The organism is Streptomyces sp. NPDC060031 (genome assembly GCF_042736805.1).
Lineage (GTDB): Bacteria > Actinomycetota > Actinomycetes > Streptomycetales > Streptomycetaceae > Streptomyces.
In genome coordinates this window covers 46292-65458 of sequence record NZ_JBHWVM010000009.1, presented here as the reverse complement: position 1 = coordinate 65458, position 19167 = coordinate 46292, and the positions used below count along the sequence as shown (strand labels likewise).

Sequence of the window (19167 nt, the reverse complement as noted above, 5' to 3'; positions counted from 1 at the left end):
CCCCAGCAGTGCCGCCGCGCACCAACCGAACCCGGAGCACCCGCACCATGCGCATTCTGCTGATCACCGGCCCCGGAGGGTCGGGGCGGAGCACCGTCGCCGCCGCCACCGCACTCGCCGCGGCACGCGACGGACAGCGCGTGCTGGTGCTCTCCGGCGACCCCGGGGACCCGCTCGCCGCGCTGACCGGCGCGCCGACGGAGGAGCCCGCCGAGCTCGTGGCGGGGCTGCGCGCCGCACCCGTGGCGGCGAACCTGTGGGTCGGCCGGATCGACTCCGGCGAGGAGTTCCGCCAAGAGCTGGTCGCCCTCCAGGAACGCGGCTCCACCCTCCTCGGCATGGTCGGCGCCCGCCCGCTCGGGGCCGACGAGCTCACCGAGCTGCCCGGCGCCGAGCAGTTCGCTCTGCTGCGCGCCCTGAGGAGGGCCGCCGCCGCGCCCGCCTTCGACCTCGTCGTGGTGGACATGCCCCCGCTGCACCAGACGGTGACCACCCTCGCACTCCCCGCACAGCTGCGCCGCTACCTCGCCCGGCTGCTGCCCGCGGAGCGGCAGGCGGCCCGCGCCCTGCGTCCCGTACTGGCCCAGCTGGCCGGGGTGCCGATGCCCGCGCAGTGGCTGTACGAGGCCGCCGCGCGCTGGGACGAGGAGCTGGCCGCCGTGCAGGCCGTCGTGGAGGACGCCACCACCGAGGTACGGCTCGTCGCCGAGCCCGGGCCGGCCGCCGCCGCGGCGCTGCGGACGGGGGTGCTCGGGCTGGCCCTGCACCAGGTCCGGATCGGCGACCTCGTCGTCAACCGGCTGGTGCCGAAGGACTCCCCCGAACCCTGGCTCGCCTCCCTCGCGGCCCAGCAGCGCGCCTTCGCCGACGAGTGGTGCCTCGACGTCCCGCTGCGGGAGCTCGCCCACCTCGGGCGGGACCCGCGCGGCCTCGCCGACCTGGCGGAACTGGCCGAGTCGCTGGAGCCGGCCCGGCCGGACGGGGCGGCCGCCGCCGCCGGGCCCCGGCCCGCCTGGCCCGTCGAGGACCGGCTCGCCGAGGACGGGGTGCTCGTCTGGGCGGTACCGCTGCCCCGGGCCGAGAAGCGCGACCTCGACCTGATCCGCCGCGGCGACGAGCTGCTGCTCGCGGTCGGCCCGTACCGCAGGATCGTTTCGCTGCCGGCGGCGCTGCGCCGCTGCACGGTCTCCGGCGCCGCCCTCGCCGACGACCGGCTCCGCATCCGCTTCACCCCGGACCCCGACCTCTGGCCACGGACGCACTGAACGTCGTACCACCATTCGGGTAACGTCGAAGGTAGCCCGTACCGCACGCCCAGCAGCCGCCGCAGGAGAGTCCGCCATGAGCGAGGCCACCGACCGCCCCACCGACGAAGACGCCTGGGCCAAGGCCTGCGCGGAGGACCTGGCCGCGGAGAAGGAGCGGCTCCGCACGGAGCAGGGCGCCGGCGCGGGGGCCACGGGGACCGCCGCCGAGGAGCTGTTCAAACTCTTCGAGGCCGTCGCCGACAAGGTCTCCGCACTCAACAATCCGCTGCTCGGCGTCGCCGCCCAGGGCGCTGTACGCCAGTTCGTGGACCAGGCGAAGAACGCCGCCAAACCCGTCATCGAGCGCAACCCCGAGGTCTTCGACCACCTCGCCGCGGCCGGCTCCGAGCTCCTCGCCGCCTACCGCTCGGCGGTCGAGGGGCACGAGCGCCGCTGGACCCGCGGCGAGCCCGCCCGCGGCAGCGCCGCGGATCCGCGCGACGACCCCCGCGCCGACCCCCGTGACGAGGGCGGCGGCGGCGAGCGGATCGATCTCGACTGATCCTGCTGTTCACTCGGGTACCGTTGACGACGGCGGGGTTTGACCGGAAACCGAGGGACTAATGGGACTCACCATCGGCGTCGACATCGGCGGCACGAAGATCGCGGCCGGCGTGGTCGACGAAGAGGGCACCATCCTTGAGACGTACAAGGTGCCCACCCCGCCGACCGCGGACGGAGTGACGGACGCGATCTGCGCCGCCGTCTCCGAAGTCAGCAGCAACCACACCATCGACGCCGTCGGCATCGGCGCCGCCGGATACGTGGACGACAAGCGCGCGACCGTACTCTTCGCGCCGAACATCGACTGGCGGCACGAGCCGCTGAAGGACAAGGTCGAGCAGCGCATCGGCCTGCCCGTCGTCGTCGAGAACGACGCGAACTGCGCGGCCTGGGGCGAGTACCGCTTCGGCGCCGGCCAGGGCCACGACGACGTCATCTGCATCACGCTCGGCACCGGCCTGGGCGGCGGCATCATCATCGGCAACAAGCTGCGGCGCGGACGCTTCGGAGTCGCCGCCGAGTTCGGCCACATCCGGGTCGTCCCCGACGGCCTGCTGTGCGGGTGCGGCAGCCAGGGCTGCTGGGAGCAGTACGCCTCCGGTCGCGCGCTCGTCCGGTACGCGAAGCAGCGCGCCAACGCGACCCCGGAGCGGGCGCAGATCCTCCTCGCGCTCGGTGACGGCACGGTCGAGGGGATCGAGGGCAAGCACATCAGCGCGGCCGCCCGACAGGGCGACCCCGTGGCGGTGGACTCCTTCCGCGAACTGGCCCGCTGGGCCGGCGCGGGCCTCGCGGACCTGGCCTCCCTCTTCGACCCGTCGGCGTTCATCGTCGGCGGCGGGGTCTCCGACGAGGGCGAGCTCGTCCTCGACCCGATCCGCAAGTCGTTCCGACGCTGGCTGATCGGCGGGCAGTGGCGGCCGCACGCGCAGGTGCTCGCCGCGCAGCTCGGCGGCGAGGCCGGTCTGGTCGGCGCCGCGGACCTGGCCCGCCAGGGCTGACCCGTACGACTCGAACTGCCCGCCGCGCCCCCTGGGGAGCGGCGGGCAGTCTGGCTATGTTGCCCCTATGGATTTGCCGAACTCCCACACCGCCACTGATGGTTCTGCCGTGATCCGGGTGCTCAGCTACAACATCCGCTCGCTGCGCGACGACGAGGAGGCGCTGGTCCGGGTGATCCGGGCGTGCGCGCCCGACCTGGTGTTCGTACAGGAGGCGCCGCGGTTCTTCCGGTGGCGCAAGCACGCGGCGCGGCTCGCCGCGAAGTCCGAACTGGTGGTGCTGTCGGGCGGTGCCACCGCCGCCGGGCCGCTGCTGCTGTGCTCGCTACGGGCCTTCGTGGAGCGCACCGAGGACGTACTGCTCCCGCTGACGCCCGGCCGGCACCGGCGGGGCTTCGCGACGGCCGTGGTCCGCTTCGGTGCGGCGCGGGTGGGTGTGGTCAGCGCGCACCTGTCGCTCGACGCGGCGGAGCGTCGGGCCCAGGCGGAGCTGCTCCTGGACCGGCTCGCGGCGATGGGCGCCCCGCACGGGATCGCGGCGGGCGACATCAACGAGGGCCCGGCCGGGCCCTCGTTCACCCGGCTCGCCGGTGTGCTGCAGGACTGCCGGGCCGTCGCCCCCTGGGGCGGGGAGTCCACGTTCCCCTCGCGGGCGCCGGAGCGGCGGATCGACGCCGTCTTCGCCACGCCGGGGGTGGAGGTGCTGGCCTGTGGTGTCCCTGCGGGGCTGCCGGGGCTGACCCCCGCCGACTTCTCCTCGGCCACGGACCACCTCCCGGTCCTGGCGGCCCTCCGCGTGCCCGCGGCCCCCTGAGCGTGCGGCACCGCTGCGGGGGCTCCGCCCCCGGACCCCCGCGCTCAAACTCCCCCAGACTCCGTCCGGGGGCCCCAGGCGAGGCCGTATCCGGCCGATGCCACTGGATTGCCGCGCCGCGGCACCACCCAGCCTCGCCGGGTCAGACCACCGCGCCGCGGCCCGGGTCGTCCTCGTCGTCGTCGCCCTGCGACATGCGGGCCACCAGCGTCGCGAAACCGCCCAGGAAGCCGCCGATGCCCAGCGTCGTCAGCCACCACGTCATCTCCCACTGGAAGACGACGGCCAGGAGCAACAGCACCGGCCCGCCCACCACCGCAAGCCACGCGAACTTCGACGTCGCGTCCGCCGGCGGCAGCTCCGGCTCCGGGGGGACGAAGTGACCCTCCTCCGCCCGGTCGGCCGGGGTCAGGTCCTCGTCCTTCGGCTCTACCAGCGAGTGGTCCCGGGGGCCGCTCAGGCCCACGCCCGGGGCGAACACCACCGAGCTCCCCAGCGCCGCCGCCGGCGGCGGCGGAACCGGCGGCTCCGGCTTCACGTCCTCCTCCGGCAGCAGCAGGTTCTCGATCGGCTTGTACGGCCGCGCCCCCGGCGGGTCCGGCGGTTCCTGCCCGTACCCGGCGACGATCGCCGCCCACGCCGCTTCCTCGTCCAGCGGCGGAACACCGCCCGACTGCTCCTCGTGCTCAGCCACCCGCCTCCGCCCCCTCCCTGCCCACGCTCTCCGCCAGTCGGCCGACGAACGCATAGCTGTCCGCGAAGATCCGCTCCGCGTCATGGTCCAACGTCGCGACGTGGTAGCTCTGTTCCAGCAGGGTCTCGGTGACGTCCGCCGAGGAGATCCGCGCCAGGATCCGCGCCGAGTCGACCGGCGGTACGACATGGTCCTGCGGGCTGTGCAGCAGCAGCACCGGCTGCGTCACCTGCGGCAGCTCGGCGTCCACCAGCTGGAGGAACTTCCGCAGCGAGTGCGCGGCACGGGTCGGGACCCGGTCGTAGCCGACCTCTTCCGAGCCCGGCTTCGCGATGTCGCTGGCGATGCCCGCCGTGGAGCGGATGAAGTGCTGGGCCACCGGCAGGGCGAAGGCCATCGGGTCGTGCACCTTGTTGGCAGGGTTGACCAGGACGAGCCCGCTGATCGACTCCCCGTGCTTGGCCGCCAGCCGCAGCGTGAGCGCTCCGCCCATCGACAGCCCGAAGACGAAGACCTGCTCGCAGCGCTCCAGCAGCTCCCGCAGCGCGCGGTCGACCTCGGCGTACCAGTCCTGCCAGCCCGTGAGCTGCATGTCCTGCCATCGCGTCCCGTGTCCGGGGAGCAGCGGCAGGGACACCGTCAGCCCCCGCCCGGCCAGATACTCGGCCCAGGGACGCAGGGACTGCGGGGAACCGGTGAAGCCGTGGCAGAGGAGGACGCCGACCTCTCCGCCCTCGTGGCGGAACGGCTCGGCTCCAGGGAGGACGGGCACCAGGATCTCCTAGATCATGAGGGGTTGGCGGGGGCGTTGCTCTGTGTGACTTCACCGTACGCGACCGGGATGACACCGACCAGGGTCGTCGGGCCCCTCCGGGCGGAGCCAGGGGATAAGGTCTGTTCGACAGACACAGGAAGGCTTTCGAGTTGATCTACGGCGCAATGAAGTTCTCCATCGGCGGTTCCCTGAAGCTCGCCTTCAGGCCGTGGGTGGAGGGCCTCGAGAACATTCCCGCGGAGGGGCCGGCGATCCTCGCGAGCAACCACCTGTCCTTCTCCGACTCCTTCTTCCTCCCGGCCGTGCTGGACCGGAAGGTGACCTTCATCGCGAAGGCGGAGTACTTCACCTCCCCGGGCGTCAAGGGCAAGCTGACGGCCGCCTTCTTCAAGGGCGTCGGCCAGCTCCCGGTGGACCGCTCCGGTGCGCGCGGGGCCGGCGAGGCCGCGATCAAGAGCGGCATCGAGGTCATCGAGCGCGGGGAGCTGTTCGGTATTTACCCCGAGGGCACGCGTTCACCCGACGGCCGCCTCTACCGCGGCAAGCCCGGCGGTCTGGCCCGCGTGGCCCTGGCCACCGGCGCGCCCGTGATCCCCGTCGCGATGATCGACACGGAGAAGATCCAGCCGCCCGGCAAGGTGGTCCCCAAGCTGATGCGCCCGGGCATCCGGATCGGCAAGCCGCTGGACTTCAGCCGCTACCACGGCATGGACGGCGACCGCTTCATCCTCCGCTCGGTGACCGACGAGGTCATGTACGAGATCATGAAGCTGTCCGGCCAGGAGTACGTGGACATCTACGCCGCGGCGGCCAAGCGCCAGATGGCCGACGCCGAGAAGGCCGCCAAGAGCGAGAAGGCCGCGGAAAAGGCGGCCGCGGAAAAGGCGGCCGCCGACAAGGCCGCCGCCGACACGACCGCGGAGTAGCGGTACGGGCGCTACCGCCCGCAGGGCCCGGGGTGGGTGGGGGAGATGGCCAAACGCGAGCGCGTCGTACGCATGTCGGTCGAGCAGCCGCTCTGGCGGGCGCTGACCGCCTACCGGCTGCTCACCATGGTCTACGCGGTGCTGCTCTTCGCCTCCGCGTACAAGGAGTTCGACCGGCCCCGGATCGCGATCGGCTACCTCGCCGGCCTCGCGGTCTGGACGCTGCTCACCCTCCCCAAGGTGGCGAACGCCGCCAGCTGCACCAAGCGGTTCCTGTGCGCCGACCTCACCGTCGCCTGCGTCGGGATCCTGCTCACCCCGCTCGCCGACACCCACGAGCGGATCGCCGCCGGCGGCCCGACCCTGCCCACGATCTGGACCGCCGGCTCCGTCCTCGCCTTCGCCATCAAGGGCGGCTGGCGCTGGGCCTGCTTCGCCTCCACCTTCGTCGCCGCCGTCAACATCGTCCAGCGCGGCGCCCCCACCCGGGACACCCTGCACAACGTCCTGCTGGTCTGGGTCGCCTCCGTCGCCATCGGCTACGTCGTCGAGGTCGCCCGGGCCAGTGAGGCCACCCTCGCCCGCGCCCTGGAGATCGAGGCCGCCACCCGGGAGCGCGAGCGCCTGGCCCGCGACATCCACGACGGGGTCCTCCAGGTGCTGGCCATGGTCCAGCGGCGCGGTACCGACCTGGGCGGGGAGGCCGCCGAGCTCGGCCGGATGGCCGGGGAGCAGGAGGTCGCGCTGCGCACGCTCGTCTCCAGCGGGCTGCTGCCCGCCTCGCGGGTCTCCCGCGACGAGTCGCGGGGCGCGCTGGTGGCCGCGTACGAGGTGGAGGAGCCGGGCGCCGACGAGGGCGAGCGGGACCTGCGCACCCTCCTCGCCCCGTACGCCGGCTCGCGGGTGACCTTCGCGGAACCGGGCACTCCGGTGCCACTGCCGGCGCCCGCCGCGCGGGAGCTGGCCGCGGCCGTCGGCGCCGCCCTGGACAACGTGCGCAAGCACGCCGGCGAGGGGGCCAGGGCCTGGATCCTGGTCGAGGACTGGGGTGACGAGGTGATCGTGACCGTCCGCGACGACGGTCCGGGCATCCCGGCCGGCCGGCTCGACCAGGCGGAGGGCGAGGGCCGCATGGGGGTGGCCCTGTCCATCCGCGGCCGGCTGCGGGACCTCGGCGGCAGCGCCGAGCTGGTGTCCGTCCCCGGGCAGGGCACCGAAGTGGAACTGAAAGTACCGAGGGGGAGAACCCAGTGAACGAGCCGAACCACCCGAACCACCCGAACCACCCGACCCAGCCGGGCGACATCAAGGTGATGGTCGTCGACGACCACCCCATGTGGCGGGACGCGGTCGCCCGCGACCTCGCCGCCGCGGGCTACGACATCGTGGCCACCGCCGGCGACGGCCCCGAGGCGCTGCGCCGGGCCCCCGCGGCCACCCCGCACGTGCTGGTCCTCGACCTCAACCTGCCCGGCATGCCCGGGGTCCAGGTCTGCAAGGAGCTCGTCGGCGCCAACCCCGCCCTGCGGGTCCTCGTCCTGTCCGCGAGCGGGGAGCACGCCGACGTCCTGGAGGCGGTGAAGTCCGGCGCGACCGGCTACCTGCTGAAGTCCGCCGGAGCCCAGGAGCTCATCGACGCGGTGCGCCGCACGGCGGCCGGCGACCCGGTGTTCACCCCGGGCCTGGCCGGCCTCGTCCTCGGCGAGTACCGGCGCCTGGCCACCGACCCCGCGCCGGCCGCCGCCGACGTGCCGAAGGCCCCGCAACTGACCGACCGCGAGACCGAGGTGCTGCGGCTGGTGGCCAAGGGGCTCTCGTACAAGCAGATCGCGGAACGCCTGGTCATCTCCCACCGCACGGTGCAGAACCACGTGCAGAACACCCTGGGCAAACTCCAGTTGCACAACCGGGTCGAGCTCGTCCGGTACGCGATCGAGCGCGGCCTCGACGACGCGTAGTCGTACTTACTTCCTCGTCCGAGTGAACGTGTGTACGCAACGCCTCGTGATTCCACCGGAATTGACCCATCCGGCGCCCTTGCTGTGACCTGAGTCACCACTAGCGTGACCGTCATGGTGAAGGGAGATTCCATGAAGGTCGGAGTGCTGACCGGCGGCGGCGACTGCCCCGGGCTCAACGCGGTGATCAGGGCCGTGGTCCGCAAGGGCGTCCAGGAGTACGGGTACGGGTTCATCGGGTTCAAGGACGGCTGGCGCGGCCCGGTCGAGGGGGACACCGTGCCGCTCGACATCCCCGCCGTCCGCGGGATCCTGCCGCGCGGCGGGACCGTCCTCGGGTCCTCGCGCACCAACCCGTTCAAGCAGGAGAACGGGGTGCGTCAGATCAAGGAGAACCTCGCGAAGTACGACGTGGACGCCCTCGTCGCGATCGGCGGCGAGGACACCCTGGGCGTGGCCGCCAGGCTGTACGGGGAGTACGGCATCCCGTGCGTCGGCGTCCCCAAGACGATCGACAACGACCTGTCGGCCACGGACTACACCTTCGGCTTCGACACGGCCGTCGGCATCGCGACCGAAGCCATCGACCGGCTGCACACCACGGCGGAGTCGCACATGCGGGTGCTGGTCGTCGAGGTGATGGGCCGGCACGCCGGCTGGATCGCCCTGCACTCGGGGCTGGCGGGCGGCGCCAACGTCATCCTCATCCCGGAGCAGCGCTTCGACATGGACCAGGTGTGCGCCTGGGTGACCTCGCGGTTCAAGGCGAGCTACGCGCCGATCGTGGTGGTCGCGGAGGGTGCGATGCCCAAGGACGGCGAGATGGTCCTCAAGGACGCCACCAAGGACTCCTTCGGGCACGTACGGCTGTCGGGCGTCGGCGAGTGGCTGGCCAAGGAGATCGAGGCCCGGACCGGCAAGGAGGCCCGTACGACGGTGCTCGGGCACATCCAGCGGGGCGGTACGCCGAGCGCGTTCGACCGGTGGCTGGCGACCCGGTTCGGGCTGCACGCGATCGACGCGGTGCGGGACGGGGACTTCGGGAAGATGGTCGCGCTGAAGGGGACGGACATCGTGCGGGTGCCGATCGCGGAGGCGACGGCGAAGCTGAAGACGGTGGATCCGGCGCTGTACCAGGAGGTCGGGGTCTTCTTCGGCTGAGCCGGGGCGCGAGGGCGGATCATGGGATCATGGGTCGCAAGGTGACAAACGACCCATGGTCCGACGTACGGGAGCAGAGCGTGCAGATCCTGGCATTCGGCGTGACGGCCGACGAGAAGCCGCTCCTGGAGCGCGCCTTCGAGGGGCAGCACGAGGTCCGCTGCCTCGACGTCTTCCTGAGCGAGGACACCGCGCCCATCGCCGCCGGGTACGAGATCGTCTCGTCCAGCGTGAACGCCGACCTGAACGGCCGGGTGGTGCGGACGCTGGCGGCGGGCGGGACGCGGATGATCGCCCAGCGCTCCACCGGCTTCAACAACATCGACCTGGACGTCGCCCGGCAGCTGGGCATGACGGTCAGCCGGGTGTCGTACTACTCCCCTTACTCGGTGGCCGAGTTCGCCTGGACCCTGGCCATGGCCGTGAACCGGCGGATCGTCCGGGCCTCGAACCGGACGCGCGACTTCGACTTCCGGCTGAACGGGCTCATGGGCCGGGACATGCGCGGCCGCACGGTGGGCGTGCTCGGCACCGGCAAGATCGGCGAGGCGTTCACGCGGATCGCGCACGGCTTCGGGATGAACCTGCTGGGATGGGACGTCGCGCAGAACCCGGCGTGCGTGGAGCTGGGCATGAAGTACGTGGACAAGGACGAGCTGTTCGCGTCGGCGGACCTGCTCAGCCTGCACGTGCCGCTGCTGGAGTCGACGCACCACATCATCGACTCGGCGGCGCTGAAGGCGATGAAGGACGACGCGCTGCTGGTGAACTCCAGCCGGGGCGGCCTGGTGGACACCGACGCGCTGGTGACGGAACTGCGGGCCGGCCGCTTCGCGGGCGTCGGCCTGGACGTGTACGAGGCGGAGGCCGGGCTGTTCTTCCTGGACAAGTCCCTGGAGGCGGTGGAGGACGACACCCTGGCCCGCCTGGTCACCTTCCCGAACGTGGTGGTCACCTCGCACCAGGCGTACTACACGCACGAGGCGGTGGGCCAGATCATCGACACCACCGTGCAGAACGTCGCCGACTACGTGGCGGGCCGCCGCTCGCAGAACACGCTGGTTCCCTCCCCTTCCTGACGTCGATCGCCGGCGGGCGATCCGGTCCCGCCGGCGATCGGGCGCACACCCGCTGCGGGCCGGCTAGGCCTGGGCGGGGGTCCGCACGCCCGTCAGGAGGTCGCGGACCAGGTCCGTGCCGCGCAGGGTGAGGACCGACTCCGGGTGGAACTGGACCCCCGCGAAGCCCGACGCCGAGCGAAGGGCGTGGACCTCGCCCGTCGCCGGGTCCCGGGAGATCTCCACCCCCGACAGCGCCAGCCGGGCCTCCGCCGCGTCGTCGCAGTGCGCGGTGAAGGTGTTGTAGAACCCGACGACCTCCTGCGCCCCGAACAGGTCGATCCGGGTCTGCGCCCCCTGCGCCGGCTCCGCCTTGCGGATCAGCGGCAGGCCCAGCTCCGCCGCCAGCAGCTCGTGCCCGAGGCAGACGCCGAGGATCCCGCCCCGGTGCGAGGCCAGCAGCTCCGCCGCCAGCCCGCGCAGCAGCCGCATCTTCGGGTCCTGCGTCTGCGCGGGGTTGCCCGGGCCGGGGCCCAGCACGATCGGGCCGTCCCAGGCCAGCGCGGCCGCGCGCAGCCCCGGGTCGTCGTAGCGGCGTACGGTCACGTCCAGCCCGGCCACCCGCAGCACGTGGCCCAGCATCGCCGTGAAGGTGTCCTCGCCGTCCACCACCAGCGCGTGCCCCGTCACCGCAACCGGCTGTTCCTGCATCCGGAGCCAGAACGGCGCCAGGTCCTGCCGGCGCGCCGCGAGGGCCGCCTGGACCCGGGGGTCGTCCGCCAGGCGCACCCCGCCGAAGGCCGGCCGCGGGGCCGCGGGCCGGACGCCGAGGGCCGCCAGCACCCCGGCCGCCTTGGCGTGGGTCTCCGCCACCTCGCCCGCGGGGTCGGAGTGGCGTACCAGCGTCGCGCCGACCGGCACCCGCAGGGTCCCGTCGGCGGCGATGTCGGCGGTGCGGATCAGGATCGGCGAGTCGACCGTCTGGCCCCCGGAGGAGTCCAGCTGCAGCAGCGCCAGCGCGCCCGCGTAGTAGCCGCGGCCGCCGGACTCGTACCGCTCGATCACCCGGCAGGCGTTCTGCACGGGCGAGCCGGTCACCGTCGCCGCGAACATCGTCTCGCGCAGCACTTCCCGCGCGTCCAGCGAGGACCGGCCGCGCAGCTCGTACTCGGTGTGCGCGAGGTGCGCCATCTCCTTCAGGCGCGGCCCGACGACGACCCCGCCGCGGTCGCCGACGGTGCACATCATCTTCAGTTCCTCGTCGACCACCATCGACAGCTCCTCGGTCTCCTTGCGGTCGCCGAGGAAGGCGAGGAGCGATTCGGCGGTCGGGCCCCCGGCCGGATAGCGGTAGGTGCCGCTGATGGGGTTCATCACGACGGTGCCGCCGGACATCCGCACGTGCACCTCGGGGCTGGCCCCGACGAGCGTGCGCTCCGCGGTGTGGACGACGTACGTCCAGTACGCGCCCCGCTCGCCCTCCAGCAGCCGCCGGAACAGCGCGAGGGCATCGGCCCGGCCGAAGCCGTCGATCCGGCCCTCGTAGGTGCGCCGGATGACGAAGTTCGCGCCCTCGCCCCGGCCGATCTCGTCCTCGATGACGCGCTCGACGGTGGCCGCGTACTCCTCGTCGGCGACGTCGAAGCCGCCGTCCTCGACCCGTACCTCGTGCGCGGGCAGCGCGGCCAGAACCTCGGCGAGCGGGATCTCGTAGGCCTCCTCGGCGGCCAGGACGCTCAGCGGCGTGCCGTCGTCGCGTACGTCGAACCCGCGCTCCCGGATCTGCCGGAAGGGAACGAGGGCGAGGGTGGGCAGCTCGCGCACGGGGAGGTCGGCGAGCCGCTCGGCCTCGTGCACCGGTCCGATCAGGAGCTCGACGGTGTCGTGGTCCCGGCCCGGGGTACGCCGGCGCAGCAGGGCGAACGGCGGGCAGGAGTCGTCGAGCAGTCGGCTGAGTGGGCTGAGTCGCATGGGGGTGGGGCGTCCTTCCGGTGGAGGTGGGAGGGACGGCCCGGGGACTCGGCGCGCAAACGCCGAAGGCCGCCCCTCGGGGCGGCCTTCGCGTCGCTGTCAGTGTGTACGCGCGAGAGGTGGGCCGCCGGGAGCGGTCCACCACCAGTTCAGGTTCGCTTGCGAGTACATGCACCGCACCCTAGTCCAAGTCGGCCCCATCACGCTGTACTGAACCCATACCGGTCCCTGAACCTTGGATTCCGTTCATCCGGGGGCCCCGCACCCTTCGAGGGATCTTCGTCTCACGTAGTGGGCGGCTGGTCTGAGGGGCCCTGTTACGCCGTAATGTGTATGGGGTGACCGTGAACGCTGAGACCCAAGCCCCCGCCGCCAAGGCGACCTGGCGAGACCTTCCCGCGGCGCAGCAGCCTTCGTACCCCGATACCGAGGCTCTGCGCGCTGTCGTCGCGGACCTCGAGTCGTATCCGCCGCTCGTCTTCGCGGGCGAGTGTGACCAGCTGCGCGCCCGCCTGGGAGCCGTCGCCAAGGGCGAGGCGTTCCTGCTGCAGGGCGGCGACTGTGCCGAGGCCTTCGACGCCGTGTCCGCCGAGCACATCCGGGCGAAGCTGAAGACGCTGCTCCAGATGAGCGCCGTCCTGACGTACGCGGCCTCCGTGCCCGTCGTCAAGGTCGGCCGCATCGCCGGCCAGTACTCCAAGCCCCGCTCCAAGGACACCGAGACCCGCGACGGCATCACCCTGCCGACCTACCGCGGTGACTCGGTCAACGGCTTCCCCTTCACCGAAGAGGCCCGGATCCCGGACCCCGAGCGGCTGAAGCGCATGTACCACGCGTCGGCCTCGACGCTGAACCTGGTGCGCGCCTTCACCACCGGTGGCTACGCCGACCTGCGCCAGGTGCACGCCTGGAACCAGGACTTCGTGAAGTCGTCGCCCTCCGGACAGCGCTACGAGCAGCTGGCCCGCGAGATCGACAACGCGCTGAACTTCATGAAGGCCTGCGGCACCGACCCGGCCGAGTTCAAGGCCGTCGAGTTCTACGCCTCGCACGAGGCGCTGCTGCTCGACTACGAGGGCGCGCTGACCCGCACGGACTCGCGTACCGGCCGGCTGTACGACACTTCCGGCCACATGGTCTGGATCGGTGAGCGCACCCGCCAGCTGGACCACGCGCACATCGAGTTCTGCGCGCAGATCGCCAACCCGATCGGCGTCAAGCTCGGCCCGACCACCACGGTGGACGAGGCGCTCACGTACATCGACCGCCTGGACCCCGAGCGGGAGCCGGGCCGGCTGACCTTCGTCGTCCGCATGGGCGCCGACAAGGTCCGCGACAAGCTCCCCGAGCTCGTCGAGAAGGTCACCGCTTCGGGCGCGACCGTCGTCTGGGTCACCGACCCGATGCACGGCAACACCTTCGAGGCGGCCTCCGGCCACAAGACGCGTCGTTTCGACGACGTGCTCGACGAGGTCAAGGGCTTCTTCGAGGTCCACAAGGAGCTGGGCACGCACCCGGGCGGCATCCACGTCGAGCTCACCGGTGACGACGTCACCGAGTGCGTGGGCGGCGGCGACGAGATCTTCGTCGACGACCTGCACCAGCGCTACGAGACGGCCTGCGACCCGCGGCTCAACCGCAGCCAGTCCCTGGACCTGGCGTTCCTGGTCGCCGAGATGTACCGCGACCAGTAGGGATCAGTCAGTACGTTCATACGGCGATGGGGCGCGGATCGATGTGATCCGCGCCCCACTGTCGTATCCGGGTCTTTTAGGGAACCCTAAGTTTGGGTACGGTTAGGTAAGCCTCACCGAATAGGGGATGGCTCGCACGACCATTCCGCTCAGGGAGGTGAACCGCGTGTACGTCTGCTCTTGCTTCGGGATCACCGACAAGCAGGTCAAGGACCACGCGGCCGCCGGGGCCTGCACCCCCCGGCAGATCGCCTCGGCCACCAAGGCCGGAACCGACTGCGGCTCCTGCGTGCGCACCATCCAGGGCCTCCTCGGCCGCGGGGCCTGCCCCCGCCGGGAACTGCTGGAGAAGGGCAATGCGGCGGCCGTGCTCGCCGCCGACCCGCTGGCCGCGGAGCCGGAGCCGGCGCTCGCCGAGGCCGCCTAGCCCGTCGGCCCCCGCTAGCTGGGCTGCTCGATGAGCTGCGCGATGTAGAGGGCCTCGCCGATGCTCTCGATGAGTTCCAGCTGGGTGTCGAGGTAGTCGATGTGGTGCTCCTCGTCCTCCAGGATCTCCTCGAACAGCCGCGCCGAGGTGACGTCACCCTTGCCGCGCATGACCTCGATGCCCCGCTTGAGGCGGTCGATCGCCTCGACCTCGACCTGCCGGTCCGCCTGGAACATCTCCGTCAGGGTCTGGCCGACGCGCACGTGGAAGAGGCGCTGGTAGTTCGGCAGACCGTCGAGCATCAGGATGCGCTCGGTGATCTTGTCCGCGTGCTTCATCTCGTCAATGGACTCTTCACGCGTGTACTTGGCGAGCTTGGTCCAGCCCTTGTTGTCCTGGATCCGGTAGTGGAGCCAGTACTGGTTGATCGCCGTGAGTTCGCCGGTCAGCTGCTCGTTCAAAAACTCAAGGACCTCGGGGTCGCCCTGCATCGCAGAGGCTCCTTCCAGGCAGTGTCAGCTAGTGACGGGGCAGATTGCGCGCATCCTCGCACCGCCGCCAGTGACAGTCCAGTAAGTGCCTCCTTAGTGGGAGTTGCCGTGACTTGCCCGAATCGGTCCGAAGCTGGTCATGACCACCCCGGCACGTCTGTCACCATGGAGTCATGGGTCAGCCGGAAAGCCGGGAATCTCCGGGGTCAGAGCAGCTGGAGCTCCCTCCCGGGCAGCGGCTGCAGAGAGGCTGGCCGGTCACCCACTACGGGCCCGTACCCAAGTTCAAGCCGGACCGCTGGGAGTTCCGGGTCTTCGGCGCGACGGCCGACGGTGAGAAGCACTGCTGGAACCACGAGGAGTTCGCGGCCCTGCCGTTCGACTCGGTCGTGGCGGACCTGCACTGCGTGACGAAGTTCAGCATGACGGGTGCCGAGTGGGGCGGTGTGCTCACCCACAGGATCCTCGACCTCGCACCGCCGTCCCCGCAGGCCACCCATGTGATGGTCTGGGCCGAGTACGGCTTCAGCTCCAACATGCGGCTGGCCGACTTCGCTTCCGGGCGGGCCCTCTTCGCCACCCATCAGGGCGGTGAACTGCTCACCGCCGAGCACGGTTTCCCGCTGCGGCTCGTGGTCCCCCACCTGTACGCCTGGAAGGGCCCCAAGTGGGTCCGCGGCATCGAGTACATGACCGCCGACCGGCGGGGCTTCTGGGAAGAGCGGGGCTACCACAACATCGGCGACCCCTGGCGCGAGCAGCGCTACTCGTACCAGGAGGAGCCGGGGGAGGGCCCCGAGCTCTGAGCCCTCGGCTCGTCCGATCTCAGTGGTGGTACCGGTGGACGACCGCGTGGCCCTTGCCGCGGCCGATCATCCACTTGTTGACCGGGGTCGTGACGACGAACGCGAGCGCGAGCGAGACCGCGAGCGCGATCCAGAACAGCGGCTCCGAGAGGTGCGCGTCCATCGCGCCCGGCCATGCGGCGATCACGCCGTTGTCGATCAGCTCCATGACGGCGATCGAAAGAGTGTCCGCCGCCAGCGCCACCCGGACGGCCGCACGGAAGTCCACCCCGGCCGCCAGGATCCCGCGCAGGGTGAGGGCGTAACCGAAGAGGAACGCCAGGACGATCGCGAGGATCATCGTCGGCAGGTTCCCCCAGCCCAGCGCGGTGCCGACGATCATGCCGAGCACCTCGCCGATGGCGCACCCGGTGAGGCAGTGCAGGGTGGCCCGCGCGGCCGTGGCCCAGCTGACCTCGGCGGTGCCGTGCCCGTGCTGCTCGTGGTGTGTGTGGTGTTCGTGATCCATGACTACCCCCTGAGGGGAAACGCCGGAGGGCGGTTCCGTCGACTTGACGTAACCATATACCCCCCTGGGGTATTCCTCAGGGTCGCCGGAGGTCGCGCAGCTCCTTCAGCAGGGCCACGTCCGCCGCGTGTCCTTCCTTGCCGCCCGGTGTCTCGATGATCAGCGGGACGCCCTCCATCGAGGGATGCGTGAACAGCTCGGCGAAGGCCTCCCGCCCGATGTGACCCTGGCCGATGTTCGCGTGCCGGTCCTTGTGGGCGCCCACGCCCTCCTTGGAGTCGTTCGCGTGCACCAGCTTCAGCCGGCCCTCGCCCACCGTCTCCACCAGCAGGTCCAGCGTCTGCTTCGCCCCGCCCGGCTCCGCCAGGTCGTGCCCCGCCGCGAAGATGTGGCACGTGTCCAGGCAGATCCCGAGCTTCGGGTGGTGGTCGAGCGCCTCGAAGTAGGGGCCGAAGTCCCAGGTCCGCGAGCACAGCGAGGACCCCTGCCCGGCCGTGGACTCCAGCAGCAGGAACGGGTCGTCCTCGTGCGTCAGCTCGTCCAGCAGCGGCAGCATGTGCTCCCGGACCTGTGCGTACGCCACCTCGCGCGGTCGGCCGCCGGTCGCCGAGCCGGTGTGCACGACCACCCCGCGCGCCCCGATCTCCCGGCCCCGGCGCAGCGAGTGCCGCAGCGACTCCACCGACTTCTCCACCGTCGCCTCGGTGTGCGAGGCGAAGTTGATCAGGTACGGGGCGTGCACGTACGCCGGCACCGACCCGGCCGCGCACTGCTCGCGGAACAGCTCGTCCTGCGCCGGATTGCCGACCGGGGTGGCCCAGCCGCGCGGATTGGCGACGAAGACCTGCACGGCCTCGGCGCCCATCTCGCGGGCGTACGTCAGCCCGACCGAGGCGAGGCCGCCCGCGACGGGGACGTGCCCGCCCACTGGATTGCGTATCACTGCGCTTACAGCCCCTTGGTCCTGATGACGATGGTGCCGCCCTCGGGGGCGTTCTGGCCGCCCGGTACCGACTGGGAGTCCACGGTGTTGCTGAAGGAGAGGAAGGGCCGGTCCACCTTCACCTTGAAGCCCGCCGCCTCCAGTGCCTTGCGGGCCGTGTCCACGTCCTGGCCGGTCACGTCCGGCACCGGCAGCTGGCGCGGGCCCTTGGACACGGTGAGCGTCACCGTGTCACCGGCGGCGGCCTGGGTACCGGAGCCGACCGACTGGCCCGCGACCGTACCCGCCGGGGAGGGGGAATTGACCTGCTCGGGGGCCGTGGCCACCTTCAGGCCGAGACCCTCCAGGGCCGCGCGGGCCTGGTCCACGGGCCTGCCGGTCACGTTCGGGACCGGCACCGGCCGGCCCTTGCTGACCACGAGCGAGACCGCGGTGTCGGGGGCGCGCTTCTGGCCGCCCGCCGGGTCGGAGCCGATCACCGAGCCCTGGGCGACGTCCTGGCTGAAGGCCTGCGTGACAATCCCGGGGGCCAGCCCGGCCGCCGTCAGCTCGGCCTTGGCCGCCTCCAGCGGCTTGCCCTTGAGATCGGGCACCGAGATGACCTGGGGACCGCGGGAGATGGTGAGCACCACCGCACCGTTGCCGCGGATGCGCCTGCCGCCCGGGGGATCGGTGTTCATCACCGTCCCGCGGTCGAAGGCGTCGCTGAACTTCCGGTCGACCCGCTTGACGCCCAGGCCCGAGGCGGACAGCTGGGCCTTGGCCTGCTCCTCGGTCTTGCCGAGCAGGTTGGGGACCTTGGTGAACTGACCGGCACTGATGTACCAGACGCCCGTGCCGAGACCGAGGGCGAGCAGGACGCCCGCGATGACGAGCAGCGTGCCGCGGCGGGGGCGGCGCTGCCGCCGCGAGGCCGGGGCCTGCGGCCGGTCCTGGGCCGGCGGCATCGCCAGCCGGGACGTGTGGTGCACGGGCTGGTGCCGGTCCGCCACCGTGCGGGGGATCACACTGGTGCGGTCCTCGGTGGCCGTCCGCTCCTCGGCCCGCGCCTGCGGCGGTACGGCGTCCAGCTCGGCGTCGCTGAGCTGCGCGCGGGCGTCGATGGCCAGGCCGAGGAGGGCGGCGGCGTCGTACGGGCGCAGCTCGGGCTTGCGTGCGGTCGCGGTCGCGACGAGCTGATCGAGGGCGACGGGCAGCCCGGGGACGGCGGCCGACGGGGGCGGGACGTCCTCGTTGAGGTGCTGGAAGAGCACCTGGGCGGGGGAGCCGCCGGTGTGCGGCTTGGTGCCCGTCAGCATCTCGTACAGCACGACACCGCAGGCGTAGACGTCCACGCGGGTGTCGGTGACGCCGTTCTCGATCTGCTCGGGGGCGAGGTAGGAGACGGTGCCGAGGACGGAGCCGGTGGTGTGGGTGACGGAGTCCACGGACCGGACCAGCCCGAAGTCGGCCACCTTGACGCGGCCGTCGTCGCCGATCAGGACGTTCTCGGGCTTCATGTCCCGGTGCACGAACCCGGCCCGGTGCGCGGCGCCGAGCGCGGCGAGGACGGGTTCGAGGATGTCGAGCGCGGCGCGCGGCTGGAGCGCGCCGCGCTCGCGGAGCACGTCGCGCAGGGTGCAGCCGGAGACGTACTCCATGGCGAGGTACGTGTACGGGCCGTCCGTGCCCTGGTCGAAGACGGCCACGACGTTGGGGTGGGCGAGGCGCGCGACGGACTTGGCCTCGCGGATGAACCGGTCGACGAAGGCGGCGTCGGCGGCGAGGGCCGGATGCATGACCTTCAGGGCGAGGACGCGGTCCAGGCGGGTGTCGACGGCCCGGTAGACCGTGGCCATGCCGCCGGCCGCGATGCGGGCGTCGATGCGGTAGCGGCCGTCGAGCACGCGCCCGACGATGGGGTCATCCAGGGTCGTATCCACCCGGCCGATTCTACGAGCGCGTCGCGCCGGCTCGGTCCGGGCGGTGCGGCTTGGAGCCCAGCTGTGACGTCCGGGCCCCACGGCGGGCCCCGCAGCGGGCTGCGCCGCGGGCTGCGCCGCGGGCTGCGCAGCGGGCTGCGCCGCGGGCTCCGCCCGGACCCGCGCCTCAATTGCAAGGCGGGGCCTGATGTGGCTGATGCCCGCGCC

The 19167-nt window shown here is 72.0% G+C and carries 19 protein-coding genes; 12 read left to right on the top strand and 7 right to left on the bottom strand.

Annotated features, from left to right (window positions below):
* The first annotated feature begins 47 nt into the window (after window positions 1-47).
* The 4 genes from ACFWB8_RS05945 to ACFWB8_RS05930 all read left to right on the top strand — a co-directional run bounded on the left by ACFWB8_RS05945 (window position 48) and on the right by ACFWB8_RS05930 (window position 3626).
* Window positions 48-1265: an ArsA family ATPase gene (locus tag ACFWB8_RS05945; protein WP_385223086.1), complete on the top strand. Its 1218-nt coding sequence runs from the start codon at window positions 48-50 to the stop codon at window positions 1263-1265.
* Between the two features lie 76 nt (window positions 1266-1341).
* A complete protein-coding gene (locus ACFWB8_RS05940; RefSeq protein WP_385223084.1) occupies window positions 1342-1809 on the top strand; it encodes a DUF5304 domain-containing protein in 468 nt (155 codons plus the stop codon).
* 61 nt (window positions 1810-1870) lie between these two features.
* On the top strand, window positions 1871-2812 hold the full coding sequence (locus ACFWB8_RS05935) for an ROK family glucokinase (RefSeq protein ID WP_385223082.1): 942 nt from the start codon (window positions 1871-1873) through the stop codon (window positions 2810-2812).
* A 67-nt stretch (window positions 2813-2879) separates the two neighbouring features.
* The gene (locus ACFWB8_RS05930; protein ID WP_385223080.1) at window positions 2880-3626 is read left to right on the top strand and encodes an endonuclease/exonuclease/phosphatase family protein; all 747 of its coding nucleotides are present in this window, start codon (window positions 2880-2882) and stop codon (window positions 3624-3626) included.
* A gap of 142 nt (window positions 3627-3768) precedes the next feature.
* On the opposite strand, the gene ACFWB8_RS05925 is transcribed toward ACFWB8_RS05930, so the two are convergent.
* Both ACFWB8_RS05925 and ACFWB8_RS05920 read right to left on the bottom strand, forming a co-directional pair.
* Window positions 3769-4320, bottom strand: a complete 552-nt coding sequence (locus ACFWB8_RS05925) for a hypothetical protein (RefSeq protein ID WP_385223078.1) — start codon at window positions 4318-4320, stop codon at window positions 3769-3771.
* Window positions 4313-5092: an alpha/beta hydrolase gene (locus tag ACFWB8_RS05920; RefSeq protein WP_385223076.1), complete on the bottom strand. Its 780-nt coding sequence runs from the start codon at window positions 5090-5092 to the stop codon at window positions 4313-4315. The genes ACFWB8_RS05925 and ACFWB8_RS05920 overlap by 8 nt, the downstream gene beginning before the upstream one ends.
* A 167-nt stretch (window positions 5093-5259) precedes the next feature.
* Between ACFWB8_RS05920 and ACFWB8_RS05915 the strand changes: the two genes are divergently transcribed.
* From ACFWB8_RS05915 to ACFWB8_RS05895, 5 genes are all read left to right on the top strand, one after another.
* A complete protein-coding gene (locus ACFWB8_RS05915; RefSeq protein WP_385223206.1) occupies window positions 5260-6021 on the top strand; it encodes a lysophospholipid acyltransferase family protein in 762 nt (253 codons plus the stop codon).
* A gap of 45 nt (window positions 6022-6066) precedes the next feature.
* Window positions 6067-7275, top strand: coding sequence for a MacS family sensor histidine kinase (gene macS / locus ACFWB8_RS05910; RefSeq protein WP_385223074.1), 1209 nt, complete (start codon window positions 6067-6069; stop codon window positions 7273-7275).
* Between the two features lie 59 nt (window positions 7276-7334).
* The gene (locus tag ACFWB8_RS05905; RefSeq protein WP_385223204.1) at window positions 7335-7979 is read left to right on the top strand and encodes a response regulator; all 645 of its coding nucleotides are present in this window, start codon (window positions 7335-7337) and stop codon (window positions 7977-7979) included.
* Between the two features lie 132 nt (window positions 7980-8111).
* Window positions 8112-9140, top strand: coding sequence for a 6-phosphofructokinase (locus ACFWB8_RS05900; RefSeq protein WP_385223202.1), 1029 nt, complete (start codon window positions 8112-8114; stop codon window positions 9138-9140).
* A gap of 80 nt (window positions 9141-9220) precedes the next feature.
* Window positions 9221-10219: a 2-hydroxyacid dehydrogenase gene (locus ACFWB8_RS05895; RefSeq protein WP_385223200.1), complete on the top strand. Its 999-nt coding sequence runs from the start codon at window positions 9221-9223 to the stop codon at window positions 10217-10219.
* A gap of 63 nt (window positions 10220-10282) precedes the next feature.
* Here ACFWB8_RS05895 and ACFWB8_RS05890 read toward each other — a convergent pair whose 3' ends face one another.
* Window positions 10283-12169, bottom strand: coding sequence for an anthranilate synthase family protein (locus ACFWB8_RS05890; RefSeq protein ID WP_385223071.1), 1887 nt, complete (start codon window positions 12167-12169; stop codon window positions 10283-10285).
* Window positions 12170-12498: 329 nt separating this feature from the next.
* Here ACFWB8_RS05890 and ACFWB8_RS05885 point away from each other — a divergent pair, with 329 nt between their 5' ends.
* Both ACFWB8_RS05885 and ACFWB8_RS05880 read left to right on the top strand, forming a co-directional pair.
* Window positions 12499-13863, top strand: a complete 1365-nt coding sequence (locus ACFWB8_RS05885; RefSeq protein WP_385223068.1) for a class II 3-deoxy-7-phosphoheptulonate synthase — start codon at window positions 12499-12501, stop codon at window positions 13861-13863.
* A gap of 127 nt (window positions 13864-13990) precedes the next feature.
* Window positions 13991-14290, top strand: coding sequence for a bacterioferritin-associated ferredoxin (locus ACFWB8_RS05880; RefSeq protein ID WP_385223065.1), 300 nt, complete (start codon window positions 13991-13993; stop codon window positions 14288-14290).
* A 14-nt stretch (window positions 14291-14304) separates the two neighbouring features.
* On the opposite strand, the gene bfr is transcribed toward ACFWB8_RS05880, so the two are convergent.
* On the bottom strand, window positions 14305-14781 hold the full coding sequence (gene bfr / locus ACFWB8_RS05875) for a bacterioferritin (RefSeq protein ID WP_112446344.1): 477 nt from the start codon (window positions 14779-14781) through the stop codon (window positions 14305-14307).
* A 173-nt stretch (window positions 14782-14954) separates the two neighbouring features.
* On the opposite strand from bfr, the gene ACFWB8_RS05870 reads away from it, so the two are divergent.
* Window positions 14955-15587 carry a sulfite oxidase-like oxidoreductase gene (locus ACFWB8_RS05870; protein ID WP_385223061.1) on the top strand — a complete coding sequence of 211 codons (633 nt, stop codon included), beginning with the start codon at window positions 14955-14957 and terminating at the stop codon, window positions 15585-15587.
* A gap of 19 nt (window positions 15588-15606) precedes the next feature.
* On the opposite strand, the gene ACFWB8_RS05865 is transcribed toward ACFWB8_RS05870, so the two are convergent.
* The 3 genes from ACFWB8_RS05865 to pknB all read right to left on the bottom strand — a co-directional run bounded on the left by ACFWB8_RS05865 (window position 15607) and on the right by pknB (window position 18960).
* On the bottom strand, window positions 15607-16095 hold the full coding sequence (locus ACFWB8_RS05865) for a DUF4396 domain-containing protein (RefSeq protein WP_385223058.1): 489 nt from the start codon (window positions 16093-16095) through the stop codon (window positions 15607-15609).
* Between the two features lie 76 nt (window positions 16096-16171).
* Window positions 16172-17035, bottom strand: a complete 864-nt coding sequence (locus tag ACFWB8_RS05860) for a deoxyribonuclease IV (protein ID WP_385223198.1) — start codon at window positions 17033-17035, stop codon at window positions 16172-16174.
* An 8-nt stretch (window positions 17036-17043) separates the two neighbouring features.
* A complete protein-coding gene (gene pknB / locus ACFWB8_RS05855) occupies window positions 17044-18960 on the bottom strand; it encodes a Stk1 family PASTA domain-containing Ser/Thr kinase (RefSeq protein ID WP_385223055.1) in 1917 nt (638 codons plus the stop codon).
* Between the last annotated feature and the right edge of the window lie 207 nt (window positions 18961-19167).